Source organism: Metabacillus bambusae (assembly GCF_017497975.1).
GTDB lineage: Bacteria > Bacillota > Bacilli > Bacillales > Bacillaceae > Metabacillus > Metabacillus bambusae.
Genome location: NZ_JAGDEL010000018.1, coordinates 106,919 through 128,483 on the forward strand (window position 1 = coordinate 106,919; position 21,565 = coordinate 128,483).

Genomic DNA, 21,565 nt, shown 5'->3' on the forward strand with positions numbered 1-21,565 from the left:
ATTATTTGTAGAATAGGACTAGTCTTACCATTTTATAATAAAAATAGGAATACCCTCCTAGTGAAACATGTGAATTAGGGAAAACTATGTGATACTCATTTTACTTATATTCGAGCATAATGAGATAAGAATCGTTATGTTTTATTATGAATTTTATACTTAAAAATAAAATGAATGCATTTTATTTTTTATTTCATCGATGCAATGTGAATATCGGTTTTTTAAATGCACTATCGGTATCTCTAAATAGCCTTAAACTGCTCGTATCACATGAAAATTACAAAAAGCATTGGAGAGACATAAGATGTTACCCAATCGAAACAAATTAAATTATCCGAATTCCTCGTTTGAGGATTACAAATCTTTTTTTGAATATAACCCTGATGCCACGTATGCCATGCTACCAGATGGTAATTTTATTCTTTTTAACGAAGCAGCTTGTGAATTAACTGGTTACACAAGTGAAGAAGTAATTGGGGAATCATATTCAAAAGTGATTGATCCTGACTTTTTAGATATGACGCGTTGCCAATTTAATGAAGCATTGAGTGGAAAGAATACAAGATTCCAATCCGTACTTAGGACTAAAAATGGGGAAAGAAAAACAGTATCAATATTAATCGTTCCTATATTTATTGATCATGAGATTAAAGGGATCATTGGTGTAACTAAAGACATAACCGAACAAATCATGCTAGAAACATTACGGCATGGTCAAAATAAAATTTTACAAATGATAACGAAAAATAAACCGTATCAAACTGTCTTAGATGGCATAACATTGCTTTTTGAAAAAATATCGAATCAAAACGGAAAATGTGCAATCATGTTAGTGGATGAAAGTGGCACTAAATTAGTATGTGGTTCTGCACCGAGCCTACCAGAAAAATACGCTGAAATCTTAAATAATTTATCAATCGGCGAAAATACTGGTCCTTGTGGGACAGCTGCCTTTTCAAAACAAACAGTCATAGTTGAAGACACCCAAAGCAACATACTTTGGGATAAATTTAAGGATACTGCATTACAATTCAATTTGCTTGCTTGTTGGTCTGTCCCACTTTTAGACGATAACGACAATGTGCTTGGAACGTTTGCTATTTATTATGATGAATGTCGTTCCCCTGATGAAAGGGATCTACAATTACTTCAAGAAGCAAGCTATTTATCAGGTATTGCCATCCAGCATTACAAAACAAAAGAAAGAATAAATCATTTAGCATTCCACGACCCGCTAACGGGATTACCGAATAGACGATTATTCGACGAAAAGGTAGAACTAGTTTTAGAACGTTCCAAACAAACAATGACGAAATCTAGCGTTTTATTTATTGATTTGGATCGTTTTAAGAACATCAATGACACATATGGTCACGATATCGGCGATCTTTTATTAATAGAGGTTTCTAAACGCTTGAAAAATTGTTTAAGGAATAACGATGTTATAGCAAGACAAGGCGGAGATGAATTTACAATCCTTCTTGAACATTCACCCATTGAGACGGCAAAAGAGGTTGGAGATCGAATCATTCATACATTAGAACATTCCTTTAAAATACAGGGGATTGAAACCTTTGTAAGCCCAAGTGTGGGGATTAGCGTATATCCAGACCACGGAAAAAGCTCAACCGAACTTTTGAAAAAAGCGGATGCTGCCATGTATCACGCTAAAAAAGATGGTGGGAATAATTATAAATTTCACGATGAAGCTTTGGAGAAACAAAACAACGCAAGATTATATATAGAAAACCATTTACACAAAGCGCTCGAAAAAAATGAATTTTCTTTACACTACCAACCCAAAATTGAACTATCAACTCAAAAAATCATTGGAGTAGAGGCGTTAATTCGCTGGGAAAATCCAACACTAGGGATGGTACCTCCAGATAAATTCATTCCCATAGCAGAGGAGACGGGCTTAATTATTCCAATCGGAGAATGGGTCATAAAAAAGGCTTGTGAACAATTAAAGCTATGGAAAGCAGAAGGCATTTTATCTGAACTTACCATCGCTGTCAATATTTCGATTCGTCAGTTTTTCAATCCAAATCTAGTTTCATTAATTGAAGAAACGATCAATGAAACAGGAATTGATCCTTTTTTATTAGATATCGAAATTACTGAAAGCATGACCATGAACGTCGAAATGGCAACTGAAATATTAAAAGATTTAAAAAAACTCGGGGTTAAGATTTCAATCGATGATTTTGGAACAGGATACAGTTCTTTTAATTATCTAAAGCATTTCCCAATTGATTATATAAAAATTGATAAATCATTTATAAAAGATATTACAATTGACGATCAAAGTAAAAACATTGTAAATGTCTTTTTCCAATTAGCAAAAGCAATTGGTTTTAGAATCGTGGCCGAAGGTGTTGAAACGAAAGAACAATTAGACATGTTAAAAACGTTAAATTGCAATGAAGTGCAAGGATATTTATTCTCAAAACCATTGCCTGAGGACGAGTTTAACCTTTTCTTCGAACGATTTTATAAACCATGAAGATCCATCTGAACAAAAGCGCAAGCGCCCGTTTAGCGACGTATGGACTGGACTGAGCCGTAGGAGATAATGGAAACACGAAGAGCGCAAGCGTCGATGTTGACTTATCGTACAGAGGTGAGGGAAGTCACTAGTCGCTGGGTGCTGGAGCTGGATGCCAAGCACTTATCCACAGTACAAGAATTATATAGTTTCCTAAGCGATGAAAAAGCTCCCCTTCATACTATAAAAGGGGAGCTTTTTCGTTTTAATACTGCTCTGTTACTTTTACAACTAACGGATGATCCAGCGCAAGTCCTGCAATCTCACTAAACGCAGGTCCAACACCTTTTTCTTGAACTTTCTCCTTAAGTGTTAAGGATTCCTGATTTTCTTCAGAAACAAATTTAAGCGCAGCAACAATAACATTGACTAAGTGTTCTGGTACTTGATTAAATTCGTTCATGTATTCAAGCGCAGGTGCAACTAAGCGATCCTTTGCACCCAATTTACGAAGTGGTGCTCTTCCTACTCGTTGGACATCATCGATGATATTTGGATTTGAGAATCTACCGATTATTTTTTCGATATATTTCTGGTGTTCATCAGCTTGAAAACCATATTTTGCGATAAGCACTTTGCCCGTTTCTTCAAGGGTGCCTAATACTGCCTTCTTTATCTTTTCATCACTAATTGTTTCGGCAATTGTTGTATGTCCTGCCAAATTTCCAAGATAGGCTGTTGCAGCATGGCCTGTATTTACGGTAAATAACTTCCGCTCAATATACGCTTGCAGATTTTCTACAAAAAGAGCTTCCTTAATATCTGGCTTTGTCCCTTTTAATTCAGTAGAATCTATGACCCACTCGTGGAATGGCTCAACTAAAACGTCTAGAAGTCTTTCATTATGCTGATTTGGCACAATCCGATCAACAGCTGAATTCGGGAAGCCTACATGCTCCTGCACCCATGCTGTTTCATCTGCAGTTAATTTTTCGAGAACATGTTTTTTAAGCTCACTGCTTCCACCAACCATGTTCTCACAAGCAATAATATTTACAGGCTGACCGTTTGCTTGCATGCGTTTTTTGAGTCCTTCAGCGATAAGTGGTGCAACAAATTTTAGAATATGCGGGCCTACAGCAGTTGTCACTAGATCGGCTGTTGAAATTGCTTGAATCACAGCTTCTGGAGCTTGCCCACTGTTTATTCCTGATACACCTTCAACTTGAAACTCTTGTTTTTGTTCATTCGCAAGGATGACACGATAGGCCTTTTCTTTGTTTATTTCATCGATTACTGTTTCATTCACATCGACAAATTCCACTTCATAGCCAGATTGATGTAATAAAAGGCCGATAAAGCCTCTTCCGATATTTCCAGCTCCAAAATGAGTCGCCTTCAAATTAGTTCACCTCGCTTAGCAGCTGAAGAATTTCCTCTTTCGACTTTGCTTGTACTAATTTCTCAACATTTTCTTCCTCTGAGCAGACAATCGCAATTTTTGAAAGAATATCTAAATGCTCATTACCCTTACCAGCAATACCGATTAAGATTTTAACAATATTCCCACCGCCAAAATCAACACCTTCTGGAACTTGGATAACAGAAAGTCCTGATTCAATAACAGCTTCCTTCGCTTCTTCTGTACCGTGTGGGATTGCAATGAAGTTCCCCATATATGTCGAAGATAACTCTTCTCTCTTTAGCATTTGTTCAATATATTCATGCTTTACATACCCATTATCAACTAAGATTTGACCAGTTGCTTTAATCGCTTCTGTCTTGTTTTCAAGTTTTTTATTTAATACAATGTTCGCTTCATTTAAAATACTCATGTTTTATTCACTCCTTAAATTTTGGACAAAGTTTGTAAAATATTTTTGGCTTATATATTGAATTAAGCTACTTTTAGCAGCTGTTTCAAAGTTATGAATACTCTCTTGTGATTCTATAATGCTTGCACTTATAAAGCTCATAATCTCTAATTGGTTAGGATCTGCTTGTTCTGGAGCTAATAATAAAAGGATTCGGTTCACGTTGATCATCTCGTTGTCCATCGCTTTTAACGTCATTGGTACCTTCAAATCAATTGTATGAAAGCTAGGTCGAGCAATAGCATCACTTCTAGTATGAAACAATGCAAGCTTTGTACCAGGTATCGCTAATCCGCCTATACGCTCACGATGCAGCAAGGCCTTCACAAGCTCTTTCCTGTCATGAACAAGTCCGTCACGTACTAGCATTTCACTTACATGGGATAAGATACCTTCTATGTTTAACGATTGATCAATCTGAAATACCTCCATTACCTCTAATAAATCGAGAAGTAATTGAGATTGACTTGTAAAAGATTTGTAAGCCTCATAGCTTACATACATGTCTGCTTTATCATCATTGTTATCATTCACTTGATTATTTGTGATTGTAACTCCCTTTTGATGAATGTAGTCTTTTATCATGTCTAATTGATCAGGTGTTAATATCGGACTAACAAGCAAATAGTCGACTGAAATTTCCTCAATCGGGATCGTAGAAAGGATGATATCATATTTTTTTACATCCATATCCTTTAGCTCAAATGCAGAAATATTTTTCAGTTCTGCAATGTCAGGGATTTGATTTTTTATTTGCGTTGCTAGCATCTTTGAAGTACCAATACCACTTGAGCAAATAATTAATACCTTTAATTTTGTCTTCATTATCCGCTCATTGATCGCAGCCCCAAAGTGGAGAACGAGATAGCCGATCTCTTCATCAGGTACATCAGCAAATGGAAAAGCATTTGCTACTGCTTTTGTGACAATATCAAAAAGCTCACGATAATCTCTTTTGATTTCAACAAGGAGTGGGTTTGTAATTTTCATCCCTTGCTTTATACGATAAATCGCAGGTTGTAGATGTGCTAATAACCCTTGAAATAACGATGAGTCTTGCTTTAGGCTTTTTCCAGTAATGTTTTCAACCTGTTCGATTAAACGTTGCACAAGATATGCAATCTCAACATTCTCATCTTGGATATCAATTTTCCCTTCGAAGCGGAGTTTTGCTCCCCTTAAATGCATGGTGATATAGCCAACTTCATCTTCAGGAATAGCTATTTGAAAGGTTTCTTCAAGCCTTTTGGCTATTTCATGTGCAAAATGAAATTCCCTGGAGCTTTTGAGCTGTGTAAGATATTCATGTTTTATTGTGATGTTTTCACCACGCTGAATTCGCTCAATGGCTAACGCTAGATGGACAACTAATCCAACATAAGAGCTATCAGCCAAAGGATAAGGTAACCGAGAATTAATTTGATTAATTAAGTTCTCAATGATAATCAGCTTTTCCTTTTGAACGAGACCGAGTAATCGTTCTGAAATGGAATCAATTTTATTCGTCGATTTTTTTTCAATACTGTCTTTTACCATTTTTAAAAAATCAGGCACATCAAATTGATCAGAAATGAGACTTCTTATTGCCCTTCTTTTCGCTTCCTCAGAACCAATAAGTTCAATCCCGTACCCTCTTCTTCTTATGAGTGTTAAGCCATATTCCTGTACAAAGGGTTCCATTTTGTCGAGATCATGACTAATCGTTGCTGTTGTCACACCTAATTCATTTGCTAATGTTAACAACTTAATTGGCTCCTGATGATCTAACAGTGTACAAAGTGCAACCATCAATCTCTCATCTGGGGTATATTCCTTATAATCCTGCTTTTGAATCGCTAGCCTTAATTCGTGCAAATTTGCTTTATTTCCAACGATCTTAATTCCAATACCTGCACGCTTTATAAGTTCTAAATCAAACTCTTTTAGAATCGACTCAATATTTTTCAAATCACGATGGACCGTTCTTTCGCTGACATCGATTTGCTCAGCGAGTTCTTTAATTGTCACTTCCTGGTTTGCCTCATCCATTAAAAATTGCAGAATGAGACGTTCTCTCGCCGAAACAATCATTGCTATCAACTCGTTTCAAAGTGAGTTATTGACATGGTTTAATTATAAATGTGGATGATCGGTTGTTTCAAAGGAATGAAAAGATGATTTTTTCAGTTTGTTTGTTGACATTTTTTAATTGATTGTGGTGCCGATTGTGGTGCCTGTCACCACCCGAATTCTGTCGAATGAAACGAAAAAAGGGAGACGCATCTACACAAAGTAGTAGCATCCCCCTTTTTCAGTTGTTTATTTTAATTCGTTTATGATCTCTTCATATCTAGGACTGTTAAGGAAGTTATCAACTGAAACATGATGTGCATTAGGCAGCTTTGCTTTTGCACGGTCTGTTAAGTCCTTATGTGTGATAACGATATCAGCATCATTCGGGATGTTATTAATAGAAGTATTTGTCACTTCTACATCTTTTATGTCTGCTTTTTGGACTTTATTGCGTAGGATCGAAGCTCCCATTGCACTAGAACCCATACCGGCATCACAAGCGAAAATAATTTTATTAACATTGTTAAAGTCAAATTCTTCAGTAGCTTTTACAGTTTCTGCTTTTGTTAAAGTTTCACTTACGGAGCTCTTTTTACCTTTTAATGCTTCCATTTTTTCAGTAGCATCTGTTAAATCTTCTTCTTTTTGCTTGCTTGATTTTAAGATTAATGAAGCAACTGCAAATGATACAGCAGTAGCCACAATTACACCTAGTATTACACCAGTATAGTTACCTCTTGGTGTCATAGCAAGTAAAGCAATAATACTTCCTGGTGAAGGACTTGCAACTAAGCCTGCATTAAAGATTGAGAATGTGAAGACCCCGCTAATTCCACCAGCGATTGCTGCAAGGATTAACAACGGCTTCATAAGAATATACGGGAAGTAGATCTCATGAATTCCACCCAAGAAGTGGATAATAACTGCTCCAGGAGCTGTTTGTTTTGCAGAACCTCTTCCAAAGAACATGTAAGCTAATAAAATCCCTAAACCAGGACCAGGGTTTGATTCTAGTAAGAAAAGAATTGATTTGCCAGCTTTTGAAGCTTGCTCAATACCAATCGGGCTTAAAATACCGTGGTTAATAGCATTGTTTAGGAATAGAACCTTTGCTGGTTCTATGAAAATACTTGCCAGTGGTAATAATCCTGCATCAAAAATTGCTTGAACCGCACCAGCTAGTACTTTATTTATTCCTTCAACAACAGGGCCTATTCCCATTAGTGCTGCTAATGTTAACAAAGCACCTAAAATACCAGCTGAAAAGTTATTCACTAGCATTTCAAAACCTGATCTAACTTTATCCTTCAATAAGCCATCAAGCTTTTTGATTAAGTATCCACCAAGTGGACCCATAATCATTGCACCTAAGAACATTGGGATTTCCGCGCCAACGATTACTCCCATTGTTGCAGTCGCACCAACGACACCACCACGAACATCATAGATCATCTTACCACCTGTGTACCCAATTAAGAGTGGCAACAGATACGTAATCATTGGACCTACTAATGTTGCGAGTTGTTCATTTGGCGTCCATCCTGTAGGAATGAATAATGCAGTAATAATTCCCCATGCGATAAATGCTCCTATATTTGGCATAATCATGCCGCTTAAATAACTTCCAAAACGTTGAATCTTAACGCGAAAGTCACCTTTATTTTGGTTTGTTTCCATGTAAGTCACCCCTTTTATTTCTTGACTTAATAATAAAGCGATTACAGCCTTTCTACAATTTAAAGTAAATACGATTTTGTCGAATTGGATGTTGACAAGATTAATTTTGGAAAGAAGTAGGTATTTTATACTGATTTTTACTAAGTTATTCATCATAAATAGTGGATTTTGCTGATATTTTTGCAACTTCTCACGATATTTTTGCAAATTTGTCCTTTTTTTTGCAACTTTTTATATTGATTTTGCAAACCTGGCTTATTATTTTGCAACTTTCCAAAAGTTTGCTCGAACTGCGCAAACTAAAAAGAGAAGTGACAAAAAGTCACTTCTCAGTAAAACGATACTAGATTACTTCACAAGTATTTCCTTAATGATCAAGGATGGATTTGCTGCTAAGTCAATTTCTTCATCATTGTCTAAGTAGCGAATAACTGGACGGTGAAGACTAGCTTTAATACCAACGATAATCGCCCTTTTATCATTGCTAAGTAAAACCTTGGTACCTGGTAGGTAAGACGGTACACTGTTAATAAACGCTTCTATTATTTTCCCCTTATATTCCACTTCATGTTTTGTCATTATTATTTCCATTGCCTCATGTGGCAGTGTTTCCCGACTTGAAATTAATCTTTCGTAAACATTTGCTACCGCACAAATTTGCGGATATTCAAGAATTTCATCGCCAGAGAGACCTCGAGGATAACCTTTTCCATTGAGTAATTCATGATGTTGATACGCAATATGTGCTGATAATAAGCTAATTTCTCGTTTTGTTCTAATCCATTCAAATCCCTTTTTTGGATGTTCGGATTCTTCTTTAGTGAATACTTTTCCAATATCATGTAATAAAGCACCTAATGCAAGGTCTCTTAATTGCAATTGGTTGTAGCTCAGCTTCTTTGCCATTTGGATTGAGAGTAACGCAACGTTTACCGAGTGTGCGTAATCCTTCAGTTGGTCTGTAACATAGGATGACGGGATAAGATAAATCACTTTGCGAATATTTACTTCTTTTATCATCGTTGCTACTGCTTTTTGTAACTCAACTAAGTTTAGTTCTTGCTTTTTCTCCGCTAGTTCATATGCCTTTTGAACAACTGCTATGATGTCCATCCATGTAGGCATATCAAGCATTTCCTCCACTGTAATTCCTTCTGACTCAGCATCCTCAACAATTAGTGTGGAAATTCCCATCTCAATTAATCGATCTAATATTTTAGGGTGAATGGTTCGTCCTGCTGCTAATAAAACCCTTCTCATTCGGTCATAAATAGGGCGTGCCAATTGCATTTTTTCATGGTCATACTGTGAAATATCTATAAATTGCATGTGTTAAACCTTCCTTTATTCCACTAAATTCTACCTTCACGTTTAAAGCGTAAAAGTTTCTCAGATGAAATGTTTAGTTGTTCCTGTATCTCTAAAATATCTGCTCTTGGTTTCTGCCTTAGGTATCGCTTTATCTTTTGTAAATCTGATTGTTCAATTTTTTGACACCGAGAACATACGTATGCATGATAGTGTGATTCCACAAATAAATCATAGCAAATTTCACAGTTTTTCAGCTTCATTTTTACCCTTTCAATCCTTAGACGAATGTTTTTAATGTTCAATCATTACGAAATAACAATAATTTAGTTTTCTCAATTTGCATGCACATCCGTTTAGATTCGTTCATATTTACGTTGGACACTTATTGGAGAACGATTCAACTTTCGAGCCACTTCTTTAATTGAATAGCCATCTGTTAGCATCATTTTTAATTGTTTCTCTTCCTTAATACTCCAAACTCTATATGTTGTCGGGTTTTCCCGTTTTCTCTCTTTTTCCACCCAAGCAGGTTCAGGAAGGATCGATTGGCGTTCTATCTTAGAAAAATCAACTTTCTCCTTATGACTTTCTGCCCATTTCCAAAAATCCTCGGGATGAATAAAGCTGAACTGTCGAGAGGAATGGGTAGTCTTAATCGTACTTTTTAACCCATGTTTTGTAATCCATCCTCTAACCGACTTAGGATCTTTTTGTAGTAAATTGGCAAGTTCATAAGTTGTTAAGTAACCAGTTTGAGCTTTTGTATTGAATATACTCAATCTTTTTAATTTATTTTGAATTGACCCTTCAGTTCGATTTAATTTTTTTGACAATGTTGCTAGTTTCATATTCCCAACATTATCTTTTAAAAAATCAATCTCTTCCTCTGTCCATTTTCTTCTTGTCATACGACCACCTTACTCTTATTGTTCATTCTTATTGAATAGATCTAAATATCTATACAAAAGAAGTCAACTTATAGGAAATCAGAATTAAATTATATCAACCATTATGAAATTTTAAATGTTTTTTAGACATAAAACAACAAAAATTTCATATTTTCGACAGAAGGAAACATTTTCTAGTCATTTAACGAAAACTTGGGTAAAATAATTTCAAAATATAAAGCAAGCCTTATCAAATGTTATCCGACTGTAAATCATGAAATAAACTATAGGAGAATATATGAAAAAACAAATACCTAGACATAATCAACTTGGCGAGAAAATTAGAGAAGTAAGAAAAATAAAAGGGTTTACATTAGGTGAACTGGCAAAAGGAATCTGCTCACTTGGAAAGATGAGTAACATAGAAAATGGCCGTATACCCGTATCAGAGGATGAACTCATGCAGTTTTGTGAAAAGCTGAATATTCCGATGAACTACTTTTCTGATCCTGATATAAATGAAAAAATGCAAGAATTAGACATATTAAAACAAAAAATTAGGGATTTAATCAGTTTAAAACATTGGCAGCATGCAAAAGCTGAACTAGCAAATTTCAAGCATAAAATAGCGTCTTATCAAATTATGAGTAGACAGATTGATCATGATTTCCTTTCTGGTGAGTTTTATCTACAAACAAATCAGTACGAACACTCAGAAGATTCCTTCAAAAAAGTAATCGACGTAGAAGAAAACAACAACTATAATTTACGCTTAAAATTAAAGGCATACAACGCTCTATCCAGTATCTTCTTCCACAAAAAGAAAATCTCAATCAGTCTTCAACTCTTAAAAAGGGCGTTGGAACTATCTAAAGAAAGTCCAACCATTACAAAGGATGAACGTGATTTTATCTATTTTAATCGCTCGATTTCATACCTTTATATTGGTGAATATATTCAATCATTCAAGAATCTAAATAAGATCAAACAGCACTTAATTAATCCTTTAGAGATAGAGTATTTGAAACTACTTATTACATTTTTAGATGATGGTCGCGTTGAAGAAATAAGTGAGACACTGCTTTCACTAAGAGAAAGGTTACAGCAGTCAGGTGATAAAGATGGAATATTACGTGGTTGGGCTCTGACAATTTACACAGTTGTGATCTCATATCCTAATTCTGTATTATTTGAAAAGTTGTCCGATTCCTTCTTCCATGATCTTACTATGATTGGTGAAATAGCCGAATATAAAGAAAAAAGTTTAGCACTGTTTCAATTAGGAATATCTCTTTGTTTAAACCTTTCTAGTCACTCAACTATTATCAAAGAACTATTTTTGAAAACAAAACCCCTTCTTGCACAGGTTGAAGATCATTTACTATTAGCAAGAAATAATTATTTGGAAGGTCAATTCTACAATAAGCACTTACATGATCCATCTACAGCCCTTACATTTTTTAAGCGAGCTCTTGAATCACTCAATACAAATTATGAAGGCATATTTAAGGCTGATATTCTTTATGAAATAAGTAAACTAAAGAAATTTGATAACGAGGCTATGGAAGCATTAGAATTGTACCGAGGACAAGTAAAAGATCAATTTATCTTTACACATTTTCACGAATTAGTTTTACCAGCTTTTAAATATTGAAAAAGTTCTGTAACGATCGCACGGAACTTAAAACTAAGGATTTCCAACTAGGATGGTGATGCTGATAGCGGAGTAGCGTCCCCTTTTATAAGGAGTGCACAAAAAGCCTCTTTTTTAGTTATTTTAAACGATCATATTTATTCAAATATAGATCTAGCTTTTGGCTACATTTAATCGTATCAGGATGGTTCAGACCCTTTAATTCACCAATAGAAATCATTCGATTACGTAGGCTGTTAATATTATATTCTAATTTATTTACTAGTAATTCTCTAATTTTCATTACTTTCCTCCTGTTATTTTGTAATACCCACACAAAATATAGGTAATAAGAAATATATTATTAAAAAAGTAACTAAATGTTAAGACTTTCGACATATCTTCTATTAATACGACAAATTCCTTACCTATGGCTAATAGAACAAAAGCGCAAGCGCCTTGATCAGCCTAAGCAAATAAGATGATTTAGAATAGAAGGCGTTCTTTGCCTTCAATTCTAAATTAGCTAGACCCTAGAGGGGCTAGGCGCTGGAGCTGGATGTCGTGCGCTTATCCACGGTTCAAGAATTTTATAATTTCCTAAACGATAAAAAAAGAGTTAAAGCTCAGTAAAGCTCTAACTCTAAAGGCAATCCACTATTAATGCTCAACTCGCACACGTTTAATAAAAAACGCAATAATCAAAGCAATTCCTGCAGCAATTAACGCAAAGATGAAACCATCCTGAATGCCTGCTGTTAGGGAAGCTGGGATGTTGATTGGATCAGCAGGATCTTCTACTGTACCTAAATAATCTTGTTGACCCGCAGACATGATACTTACAGCAACAGCGGTACCTATTGCACCCGCTACCTGTTGCAGGGTATTCATGATCGCTGTTCCATCTGGATAATACTGCTTTGGCAATTCATTGAGCCCATTTGTTTGTGCTGGCATCATAACCATCGCAATTCCGATCATTAAAAAGATGTGCAATGTAACAATTAATGTAATCGTTGATGCAGTTGTAACTCCTGATAAAAACCAAAGCACTGCGGCTACAATAACTAAGCCTGGAATGACAAGCCACTTCGGTCCGTATTTATCAAATAACCTCCCCATTACTGGTGATAAAAGGCCATTGATAACCCCACCTGGTAAAAGAATAAGCCCTGCTACAAACGCAGATAACACCATTCCACCTTGTAAATAAAGAGGAAGTAGTAGCATTGAGGAAAGGATTACCATCATACAAATAAACACGAGCACTACGCCCACCGTAAACATTGGGTAGCGAAAGGCCCGTAAATTAATCATTGGCTGTTCCATTTTTAATTGACGCAAACAAAAGAGAACAAGAGAGACAATTCCTACAAGTATGAAGATAATCACTTTAGGACTGCTCCATCCTTCTGGCCCTTCACCAGCACTACTAAAGCCAAACACCACTCCTCCGAAGCCTAATGTTGATAGGACAACAGAGAGAACATCAATTTTTGGTTTGGTCACTTCTGAGACGTTTTCCATATAAAAAACACCTGCTAACAAACCAATCACTAAAAACGGTAGTGACAACCAAAAAATCCAATGCCATGAAAGGTTTTCAAGAACCAATCCAGAAAAAGTCGGTCCCACAGCTGGCGCAAACATAATAACCAAGCCGATCATTCCCATCGCTCCACCACGTTTTTCCGGAGGGAAAATGAGTAAAATGGTGTTAAACATTAAAGGTAAAAGCAATGCTGTTCCCATCGCTTGAAACACACGGGCAACCATTAAAATTTCAAAGCTAGGTGCGACCGCTGCAATTAACGTTCCAATAATTGATAAACAAAGAGACGTAATAAACAGCTGTCTCGTTGTAAACCATTGTAGCAAAAGCCCTGAAATCGGAACTAAAATACCTAGTGTTAATAAATATCCAGTTGTTAACCATTGAACAGTCGCAGCAGTCGTATTAAAAACCTGAATTAATTCACTTAATGCTATATTCAATGCTGTTTCACTGAATAACCCAATAAAACCACTAATAAGAAAAGCAACCAAAATCGGAACTACCTTATACTCTTTATCAGCACTTTGAGGAGCTGATACACTTGCAGTTGCATTCAAAATAAATTCTCCTCTCAAACTAGTTATTTTTGATCCTTACAAAAACAGTCTATATTGTAAAATATTGTTTTTTCTTCGACCGGTAAATTATAGTTTACTCTTTCGTTTACTGTCAATTAAGAAGCATTTTAAAACACAAAAAGAGAAGTGAAAAATCACTTCTCTTTTAGGAGGAAATGCATGTTATTTAGTTATATAGTAAACATCTGTAATTATACGTTTTATAGACTCCCTGCATAAAGTGGGGAGATAAGATAATATTCTTCAGTCTAGACTGTTTTGTTAGATCACTTTTCATTCAATAAAAAATTAGTAATTAAGGTTTATAGATTAATACCTTTATACTTTCTAAACAAAAATATAGCAGAAAAACCAATTATTATCAAGAAATATCCTATCAATAATCTATTGTAAATGTTAGTTGCAGTTTCTGGTAACAAATTTACCCTCTTCAGATTCTCTAACATGGGTTTGACTTACATTAGATTCATCTTCTTTACCTAAGGCTGTTTTCGCAAACTTTGTTGCTATTTACATGCGGTGTGGTTGATTGCAGCGAGAGATGCTCCTTCAATCAACCTGAATTAGTTTTGGTTTTAAAAGAAGCTGTGAATAAAAAAGAACTGAACTATTGAAAGTTCAGCTTAGGGACAAATGCAGGGGGAATACATTTGTATTTTTATTGTTACCAAGTTTAGAAGATTTTAAACGTGAAAAATGTATGAGATACACTTTTTACTTCATTAGTTAAAATGCATTGTTAATGATAGATTTATTTTATTTTAATAAAATCAAAAAGCGACCTTTTCTATTCTAATCAGAATAAAAAGGTCGCTTATACTATTTCTTTACTCATTACTTTTTTCCCCTTCAGTTCAGTTAATACATCGTTTTATCAATGAATCTTTCGAATGATCCTTATCATCAGCATTAAATTTTTCAAATAAATAAGTTAAATATGAATTTAATTCAAATCGATCTCCCTTAACAAAATCAGATAAAACACTTTTTTTCTCCATCTATACTTCTCTCCCTTCTTTATTCTTATCTACATGATTCCCAAACTATTAGTCTCTTATACATTTAAAATAAAATTTTCTATGGAAAACAAACAAGTACTTTGTCGAAACTTTGAATTCACTAAAGGAGAGGAAATAAACATTTCTTAGAGGGAACGTTTATTTCTACCTTGATGTTTCTTCAATGCAGCATACGACGGCTGTTATTCTATTAAATTTATTCATTTTCAACCTCTACTATCTCATATTGAAATATAAAACCTCTTAATAAACCGTTTACATCGTTGATATACTCATATTATAATACAGATTACGGAATATTTTGATAATAACTCCAATCCATTTTTTATACTATTTCTCACTTAATAGGAGGTAGTATTATGAAAAAGCATTCTCCAGTAATCTCCATTGTCGTACCGCCATTTCCTACATTCATTGAAGGTAACCTAACTTCCTATACAAAAGGTCAGGTGCATCCAAACAGAAGAAACTTAAGTTATTTCGATATTATTCTTGTATTAGAAGGAGAACTTTATATTACAGAAGAAGATTCAGAGTGGATAATAAAAAAAGATGAAGGTCTTATATTACTCCCGAAAAAACATCACTATTCCACTAAAGCATGCTCTTGTAATACCAAATTTTATTGGCTGCATTTTTATACAGATGGAAAATGGGTTCAAGGGGAATCCCCTGTCATCCTTAAATCCAATATTGATATCCCAAATTTACATTATCACAACGAAGATTACACGATGCATTTAAACAAATGGCAAAAACTAAATGATCCAGAATATATTTATTCGATAATTGAATCTCTGTTAAAAGGTACAATCGAACCACAATCCATTTCATTTTGGAAAAATCAACAACGTTTTCTATCTCTCCTTAAAACTTTAGAAGAACAAGGTTCACCAAAACTCGCTTACATGTCTTTAGCAGAAAAAATTGAAATTTATCTTAAAAACAATTTCACAGAAAATATAACGAATCAAACTCTTTCTGAGCATTTTCACTTTCATAAAAATTATTTAATTCGTTGTATGAAAAAAACGTATGATTGTACTCCGTTAGAGTATTTAGCTAATTATCGATTAGAAAATGCAGTTAATTTGCTTATGAAAACAAATTTACCGATATCAGCTATTTCAGAACAATGTGGTTATCAAAATGTTCCTTATTTCTCTCTTAGTTTTAAGAAAAAATTTGCTTGTTCCCCTCTAAATTACCGAAAACAACACATAGGTAGTTAGAAAGACTAACTACCTATGTGTTGTTTCTTTGATCGTAGAACAAAAGATTGATCTTCTTCTGTATTTAATGATTCTATTTTCCGTAAAATGTATTGGACACTCTCTCCCCTTCGATTGTTTGGAAAACTAGGAATCTATCAATCTAAAACTTAAACGAGCCATGTTAGATCTTTACTTGTTTTACCGCTAATTACCAGATACAACTCGAACTGTGGCCATTGCTTTCTTACGAGTTCCTTCAACCACTCCCTCAACTTGAAAAGAACCTTCCTTACTTAAATTTACTGGATCTATTTCATCCCAGACCACAATTGCAGTTCCTTGTACGCCTGATTCATACGAAACATTTATTACTTCTGGTAAAGTAGGTGCCTTATTTATAGTTGTTTCAACAGTTACATTTTCGAGTTCAGTAATGTCTTTTCCCTCGTATAATTCTTTTACTTCTTTTTCATTCATAGCATTACTGTAAATTCGAATGTCATCTACAGGAGAATTAAATGGAGCTGCATTTCCATATCCACTTACTCCAATTCTTTTTACAGCATCATTGGTGGTAATTGAATTAATACTTCCTTGGTAAGCTACTTTTTGTTTTTCTCCATTTTTATAAATAGCTGCATCTTTTGTTTTTGCATCGAATGTAAAGACAACATGTGTCCATTCATTTAGTGGTAGGAATTCATTTGGATTCTGTGGCACATGGAAATTATTTGTTCCATCTACCATTATGATCGAACTATTACCATTATAGGTGATAAAGAAGCCATTACTTGCATAGTTTCCTTCCTCTTTAAACCATGCGAGTACATGTTCTTGCTTAGAGAGATCTTCGGTACGTTTTACCCAGTATGAGAATGTAATCGACTCAGGAATTAACTCTCTTGATTTTCCTAAATCTAGATAGTTTCCACTTTGATTACTTAGCTGGATACCATTATTGTGATGTCCTTCTCCTGGTAAAAGATTTAGATTTCCTACTATATTAGCGTTGTATCCATTTCCAGAAATGTCTTCAATCAAGTTATTTGTATTGTCCTCAAACTCATACCTTGTTAGAAGCTCAGGGTATTCTTTTGGAACATATTTTACTACATTCACTTTTGCAGTTACCTTAAAGTCAGTTCCAGATAAAACCCCAGATACTTCAAATGTTCCAATTTCTTGATAGTTATCTTCAGAGATGTTATCCCAATTTACAGGACTTTCAACGATTGTGCCATCTTTCATGGTTACTTTTAACGTATTTGGAAGAGTTGGTTTTACTGTTGCCATTGTTTCAACCACTGCACTTTCCACTGAATCAATCTCTTCTACATTTAGCTTCGTTTGCTCTTTAATTTCTTCTTGGCTTAATGCTCTTCCGTAAATTTGAAAATCATCAATTGCACCTTTAAGGTATGGATCAGCATACTGAGATTTTCCTATATAGTTAGATGCTGTTCTTCCTAAATCACTTGGAGAAAGGGTTAAATTTTCATTCTGCCCGACTTGTTCTCCATTCACATAGATCGTTCCTACATTGTCTTTAAACGTTACCGCTACATGAGTCCATTCATTAGGAGATACTTTATAGTCTGTTTCAATCCATTCCTCAGCTCCTCCTGTATTTCCACCTGTAGTAATCGCTAAAGATAAAGTACCATTATTCAAATCTTTAGGAGTTAAAAACATATACTTTTGGATGCCGTTCCCAAAGTCAAAAATTCTTGTAAAGGTTGTAATTTCATCTAGTTTTAACCATGTGGAAATCGTCGTTTCCTTTGCACGACTCAAGATATCATTTGGTAATTGCCCATATGACCCATCCTTTCCATCTAATAATAATGCATTCCCTTTACGACCTGGCCCAATTTTGGCAGAGCCATACAATGCCAAATTATTCTCATTTCCAAATTCATCTGGTACGATATTTCCATCCACCTGATCAAATGAATAATTCACCCATTTTTCAGGAGTTGGTGTTTGAGCTTTAATCGTTACTTTCACAGTATCAGAAGCAGAGAGTTCACCATCAGATGCAGTAAGTTTCACCACATATTCACCAGGTATATCTACCTCAAAGCCTGTACGAAGGGCGTCTTGTTTTGTAAACGTTGCTTTCGCTCCTTCTGGCTTACTTTCAACTTCCCAAACAACTGTTAAATGACCATTTGGGTTCCCTAAATTGTCGTCTTTAACAGAACCAGCTAGATTAATAGAATCTAGTTTGATTTCCCCTTCTTGATCAGTTCCTGCATTTACCTCAGGTGCTTTATTTTCATCGGGTTCAGCAGCTTTTAACATTAGGACATAATCATTTCCATCTTTTACTTCATAAGGAACATTGATGTTTTCAGAATAAACGTTAATTTTACTTTGTTTCTCTGTTTTGCCTGTTTTCTTGTTTTTGATTTCAACTTGATATGTTCCATGTTTCATTCCTGTCACATCGATGGAGCTTTTATGTGGAGCATTTGTATTATTCATCATATCTAATTTAATAGAATCTTTTGCCTCGGATAGTTCTGCCTTCGTGAATTGATCATTATTTAATACAATTGATAATTGTTCTGTTATTAAATTCACTCGGCGATGCAAACCATCTGTTGGAGTAATCTTATACATACCTTTTTTCTTGTTATAACTTACTTCCGCTCCATAGCCTAGCAATCCGAAAATTGGATCATTTTTTACGACATCAGCACTTAATATCTTCAAAGCACCAAATAAGCCTAAATCCGCTTCACCTGTCATGCCACGCCAACCATTTAATAGCTCTACGTTTTCTCCACCACCAACACCTGCAGTACCTAAATTTCCTTTTTCAGCCTGATAAGTCCAAGCAGCTGCACCTATATTATCAGGATGATTATTAATTTGACCTGAATTTACACTTGCTAATGCTGCGATTTTTGATGCGTAAGATAATCTTTGCTGTTCCGCACGGTATTGATCACTTTCACCATAATCATCCGCATAATTTCTAATCCAGTCATCCATCGGGTAGGCAGCAAGTGATACAGTATATTGGAAATTCCACCAGTTTTCACCTGTGATTGTTACTGGATTCGCATAATAGTACCAAATAGGCATATGACCTCTAGAAGCACGTGTTTTTTGATTGATACCTTTCATCATTCTCAAAGCATTTTCTTTGTCATCTTTTAAATTTAATCGAGCTAAAGTATAAACAGATTCTTCTCCTGTATTATCGTAGCTATATTCAGATCCATATGGATATTTATTACTACTAAAATTCTCGAATTTTTTCTCCATTTTAGTTTCTAAATCACTAGCTTCTTTTTCCATACCTTCATCACGAAGTGCTTGAATTATCTGTGGAGTGGTTAATTCGCCCATGGTTCCAGTAGCCCAATTGTAGGAAACTGGTCCATCATACATTGCTTTAAAAATATTATAGGTTATTTCTAAATACCATTTTGTATCAAAATGATAATCGATTAAATCAGGGTTTTGTTTAGCAATTTGATACATACTGAAGAACGTATTATACACATGTGTGTATGCGTATCCTCGGTAAGTCGGAGTCGAATTTTCTCCTTCTTCTTGTAAGAAGTCATGTATTAAATAATCATCATGATGACCATCCATAAGCGTTTCCCAAATAGCAAATTTCAAATAATCGTCAACTGCTTGGACTTCCTTTTTCACTGGGAGATACACATTCTTTTCTGCTAAATACTCACCATGTGGCAAGCCCCAATCATCTCCCCATCCCCAATAACCTTTAAACTCATTTCTTTTCCCTTCAGGTTCTGATTTGCCAAGTACCGGTGCTTCCCCGTTTTTGGCATTCATCATCCAATCATCGAAAACTTTGTAGCGAACATTATTCTTATCAATACCATCTTTTTCATCCCATTGTGTTTTTTCTACCATAAAATCAGAATGGGTATTTAATAAGGAGGCAATTTCGTCAATAGCATAAAATTGTAGTGTCATTTTTGAGTCTTTTCCGTAATTAACAACAATATTGTTTGTTCCAAGATGCTCCTTTTTAAAGGTAACTTGGTAGATAAAATAATCACCATTTTTCCCGATTTTTTTAACTTTAGGTGGTTTTACTTTACCTTCCATTTTCATGTCATTGTTACTTATTGCTTCTACACTTTTTATTTTATTTTTAGAACGTAAAGCAATTTTTGCAGTCTGGTTAATAGGAACAATCATTCCTGGAGTTACTGTGACATCGACAAGTCCATTTTCATATAATTCTTCTTTTGAATCTTTTTCATCATCGATTTTAGCAATTCGGTAAGTATATGTTTTCTCTTCGCCTGGAGCCAATACAAGGGACGTATTGTTTAAATAATCCCTATTTGACTTTTGAATATGTTCAGAGTGAGTATAGAAAACATTCAGTCCTTCAATCCAATTTCCTTCATTGATATTATTCCAAGCCCATGTAGTATCTCCAACCTCTTGTGTGCGCCATCGATCTTGATATTCGAATCCAGAATTTGTCTTATCATCAGATGACATCATAATATATGGGCCTTGCCCACTAGGTCTTTGCGCTGTTAAATAAGATGTATCCCCTCCTACATAGGAATGACTAACAACACGTTCTTCATAAATTTCCCCGCCATACTTCCATAACTCATTAAATGGAACAGGTACTCCCCAATCAGCAATTGTCAGCTCCTTATCACTTGTATTCTTCAATGTGGTTGTCCACACAAGGTCTTCTTCTTCAAGGGTATAGGTTTCTTTAAGGGAAAAATCTTTAATTCCATTCTCCTTTTTTGAATTAGCGTATTCTACCTTAACTTGATTTCCATCTTCGGTTATTTTTCTTACATCATCAGAAAGAGTTGTCCACGCCTTTTTCCACTTCTTACCGTCCTTACCTTCGAGATTCCCATCAGTCTCTCCCTCTAATTGGTAAGAAAACATGAGTTCACCTAACCATTGTGTTTCTTTTGTATTCATATCAGGTGCGACATCTTTGTTCATGACATATTCAGTATCATACAAATCATCAACAATTTTTAATGAACTAATCTCACCATTTTCGCCAATTTTGACATTTAAATTTTCATTTTTTAGCGTATATGTTTGAGTCGTATCTGCATTTACACTTGTTGTTCCAGCAAATAAAGCTACACTGAACAAAAAGGTACTCATTGTAAACTGGCACCCGTGTCAAGGACACAAGAAAAAAAGAGTCACGCAACTAGAAGATGATTCCTATATTGGTTAGGGGTCATCTTTTTTAAATTCCATTGATAACGGTAATTGTTATAGTAAACCATA

General features: G+C 34.9%; 15 protein-coding genes. 3 read left to right on the forward strand and 12 right to left on the reverse strand.

The window, feature by feature from the left end; all coding sequences use genetic code 11:
* Positions 1–304: 304 nt before the first annotated feature.
* Positions 305–2,506, forward strand: coding sequence for an EAL domain-containing protein (locus I7822_RS20475; RefSeq protein WP_207980926.1), 2,202 nt, complete (start codon positions 305–307; stop codon positions 2,504–2,506).
* Between the two features lie 247 nt (positions 2,507–2,753).
* On the opposite strand, the gene I7822_RS20480 is transcribed toward I7822_RS20475, so the two are convergent.
* The 6 genes from I7822_RS20480 to I7822_RS20505 all read right to left on the reverse strand — a co-directional run bounded on the left by I7822_RS20480 (position 2,754) and on the right by I7822_RS20505 (position 10,310).
* Positions 2,754–3,890, reverse strand: coding sequence for a mannitol-1-phosphate 5-dehydrogenase (locus I7822_RS20480; RefSeq protein ID WP_207980927.1), 1,137 nt, complete (start codon positions 3,888–3,890; stop codon positions 2,754–2,756).
* Position 3,891: 1 nt separating this feature from the next.
* Positions 3,892–4,323 carry a PTS mannitol transporter subunit IIA gene (locus tag I7822_RS20485; RefSeq protein WP_207980928.1) on the reverse strand — a complete coding sequence of 144 codons (432 nt, stop codon included), beginning with the start codon at positions 4,321–4,323 and terminating at the stop codon, positions 3,892–3,894.
* A 3-nt stretch (positions 4,324–4,326) separates the two neighbouring features.
* A complete protein-coding gene (locus I7822_RS20490; RefSeq protein ID WP_207980929.1) occupies positions 4,327–6,432 on the reverse strand; it encodes a BglG family transcription antiterminator in 2,106 nt (701 codons plus the stop codon).
* A gap of 228 nt (positions 6,433–6,660) precedes the next feature.
* Complete coding sequence (locus I7822_RS20495; RefSeq protein WP_207980930.1) at positions 6,661–8,091, reverse strand: PTS mannitol transporter subunit IIBC; 1,431 nt, start codon at positions 8,089–8,091, stop codon at positions 6,661–6,663.
* A 348-nt stretch (positions 8,092–8,439) separates the two neighbouring features.
* Positions 8,440–9,420 carry an HD-GYP domain-containing protein gene (locus I7822_RS20500; protein ID WP_207980931.1) on the reverse strand — a complete coding sequence of 327 codons (981 nt, stop codon included), beginning with the start codon at positions 9,418–9,420 and terminating at the stop codon, positions 8,440–8,442.
* A 335-nt stretch (positions 9,421–9,755) separates the two neighbouring features.
* Entirely contained in the window at positions 9,756–10,310 is a 555-nt protein-coding gene (locus tag I7822_RS20505; RefSeq protein ID WP_207980932.1) for a DNA-binding protein, read from the reverse strand.
* 277 nt (positions 10,311–10,587) lie between these two features.
* On the opposite strand from I7822_RS20505, the gene I7822_RS20510 reads away from it, so the two are divergent.
* The gene (locus I7822_RS20510; RefSeq protein ID WP_207980933.1) at positions 10,588–11,943 is read left to right on the forward strand and encodes a helix-turn-helix domain-containing protein; all 1,356 of its coding nucleotides are present in this window, start codon (positions 10,588–10,590) and stop codon (positions 11,941–11,943) included.
* Between the two features lie 118 nt (positions 11,944–12,061).
* Here the strand turns inward: I7822_RS20510 and I7822_RS20515 are convergent, their stop codons facing one another.
* The 4 genes from I7822_RS20515 to I7822_RS20525 form a co-directional block, all read right to left on the reverse strand.
* Entirely contained in the window at positions 12,062–12,226 is a 165-nt protein-coding gene (locus I7822_RS20515; RefSeq protein WP_207980934.1) for an aspartyl-phosphate phosphatase Spo0E family protein, read from the reverse strand.
* A gap of 356 nt (positions 12,227–12,582) precedes the next feature.
* Entirely contained in the window at positions 12,583–14,034 is a 1,452-nt protein-coding gene (gene lmr(B), locus I7822_RS20520; protein WP_207980935.1) for a lincomycin efflux MFS transporter Lmr(B), read from the reverse strand.
* A gap of 323 nt (positions 14,035–14,357) precedes the next feature.
* Positions 14,358–14,501 (reverse strand): LPxTATN C-terminal sorting signal domain, encoded by a 144-nt coding sequence (locus I7822_RS30845; protein WP_504739658.1) that lies wholly within the window; start codon positions 14,499–14,501, stop codon positions 14,358–14,360.
* Positions 14,502–14,909: 408 nt separating this feature from the next.
* The gene (locus I7822_RS20525; protein WP_207980936.1) at positions 14,910–15,053 is read right to left on the reverse strand and encodes a hypothetical protein; all 144 of its coding nucleotides are present in this window, start codon (positions 15,051–15,053) and stop codon (positions 14,910–14,912) included.
* A gap of 380 nt (positions 15,054–15,433) precedes the next feature.
* Here I7822_RS20525 and I7822_RS20530 point away from each other — a divergent pair, with 380 nt between their 5' ends.
* Entirely contained in the window at positions 15,434–16,306 is an 873-nt protein-coding gene (locus I7822_RS20530) for a helix-turn-helix domain-containing protein (RefSeq protein WP_207980937.1), read from the forward strand.
* Positions 16,307–16,492: 186 nt separating this feature from the next.
* Here the strand turns inward: I7822_RS20530 and I7822_RS20535 are convergent, their stop codons facing one another.
* Both I7822_RS20535 and I7822_RS20540 read right to left on the reverse strand, forming a co-directional pair.
* A complete protein-coding gene (locus I7822_RS20535; RefSeq protein WP_207980938.1) occupies positions 16,493–21,436 on the reverse strand; it encodes a DUF5695 domain-containing protein in 4,944 nt (1,647 codons plus the stop codon).
* Between the two features lie 41 nt (positions 21,437–21,477).
* A partial coding sequence (locus I7822_RS20540) for an IS3 family transposase (RefSeq protein ID WP_207978019.1) occupies positions 21,478–21,565 on the reverse strand: 88 nt, incomplete at its 5' end.

Excerpts from the sequence above, each read along its gene's own strand:
- I7822_RS20500 (WP_207980931.1), bottom strand. The coding sequence starts at position 9,420 with ATGCAATTTATAGATATTTCACAGTATGACCATGAAAAAATGCAATTG.
- I7822_RS20495 (WP_207980930.1), bottom strand. The coding sequence starts at position 8,091 with ATGGAAACAAACCAAAATAAAGGTGACTTTCGCGTTAAGATTCAACGT.
- I7822_RS20510 (WP_207980933.1), top strand. The coding sequence starts at position 10,588 with ATGAAAAAACAAATACCTAGACATAATCAACTTGGCGAGAAAATTAGA.
- I7822_RS20535 (WP_207980938.1), bottom strand. The coding sequence starts at position 21,436 with ATGAGTACCTTTTTGTTCAGTGTAGCTTTATTTGCTGGAACAACAAGT.
- I7822_RS20505 (WP_207980932.1), bottom strand. The coding sequence starts at position 10,310 with ATGACAAGAAGAAAATGGACAGAGGAAGAGATTGATTTTTTAAAAGAT.
- I7822_RS20530 (WP_207980937.1), top strand. The coding sequence starts at position 15,434 with ATGAAAAAGCATTCTCCAGTAATCTCCATTGTCGTACCGCCATTTCCT.
- I7822_RS20490 (WP_207980929.1), bottom strand. The coding sequence starts at position 6,432 with ATGATTGTTTCGGCGAGAGAACGTCTCATTCTGCAATTTTTAATGGAT.
- I7822_RS20485 (WP_207980928.1), bottom strand. The coding sequence starts at position 4,323 with ATGAGTATTTTAAATGAAGCGAACATTGTATTAAATAAAAAACTTGAA.
- I7822_RS20525 (WP_207980936.1), bottom strand. The coding sequence starts at position 15,053 with ATGGAGAAAAAAAGTGTTTTATCTGATTTTGTTAAGGGAGATCGATTT.
- I7822_RS30845 (WP_504739658.1), bottom strand. The coding sequence starts at position 14,501 with ATGTTAGAGAATCTGAAGAGGGTAAATTTGTTACCAGAAACTGCAACT.
- I7822_RS20515 (WP_207980934.1), bottom strand. The coding sequence starts at position 12,226 with ATGAAAATTAGAGAATTACTAGTAAATAAATTAGAATATAATATTAAC.
- I7822_RS20475 (WP_207980926.1), top strand. The coding sequence starts at position 305 with ATGTTACCCAATCGAAACAAATTAAATTATCCGAATTCCTCGTTTGAG.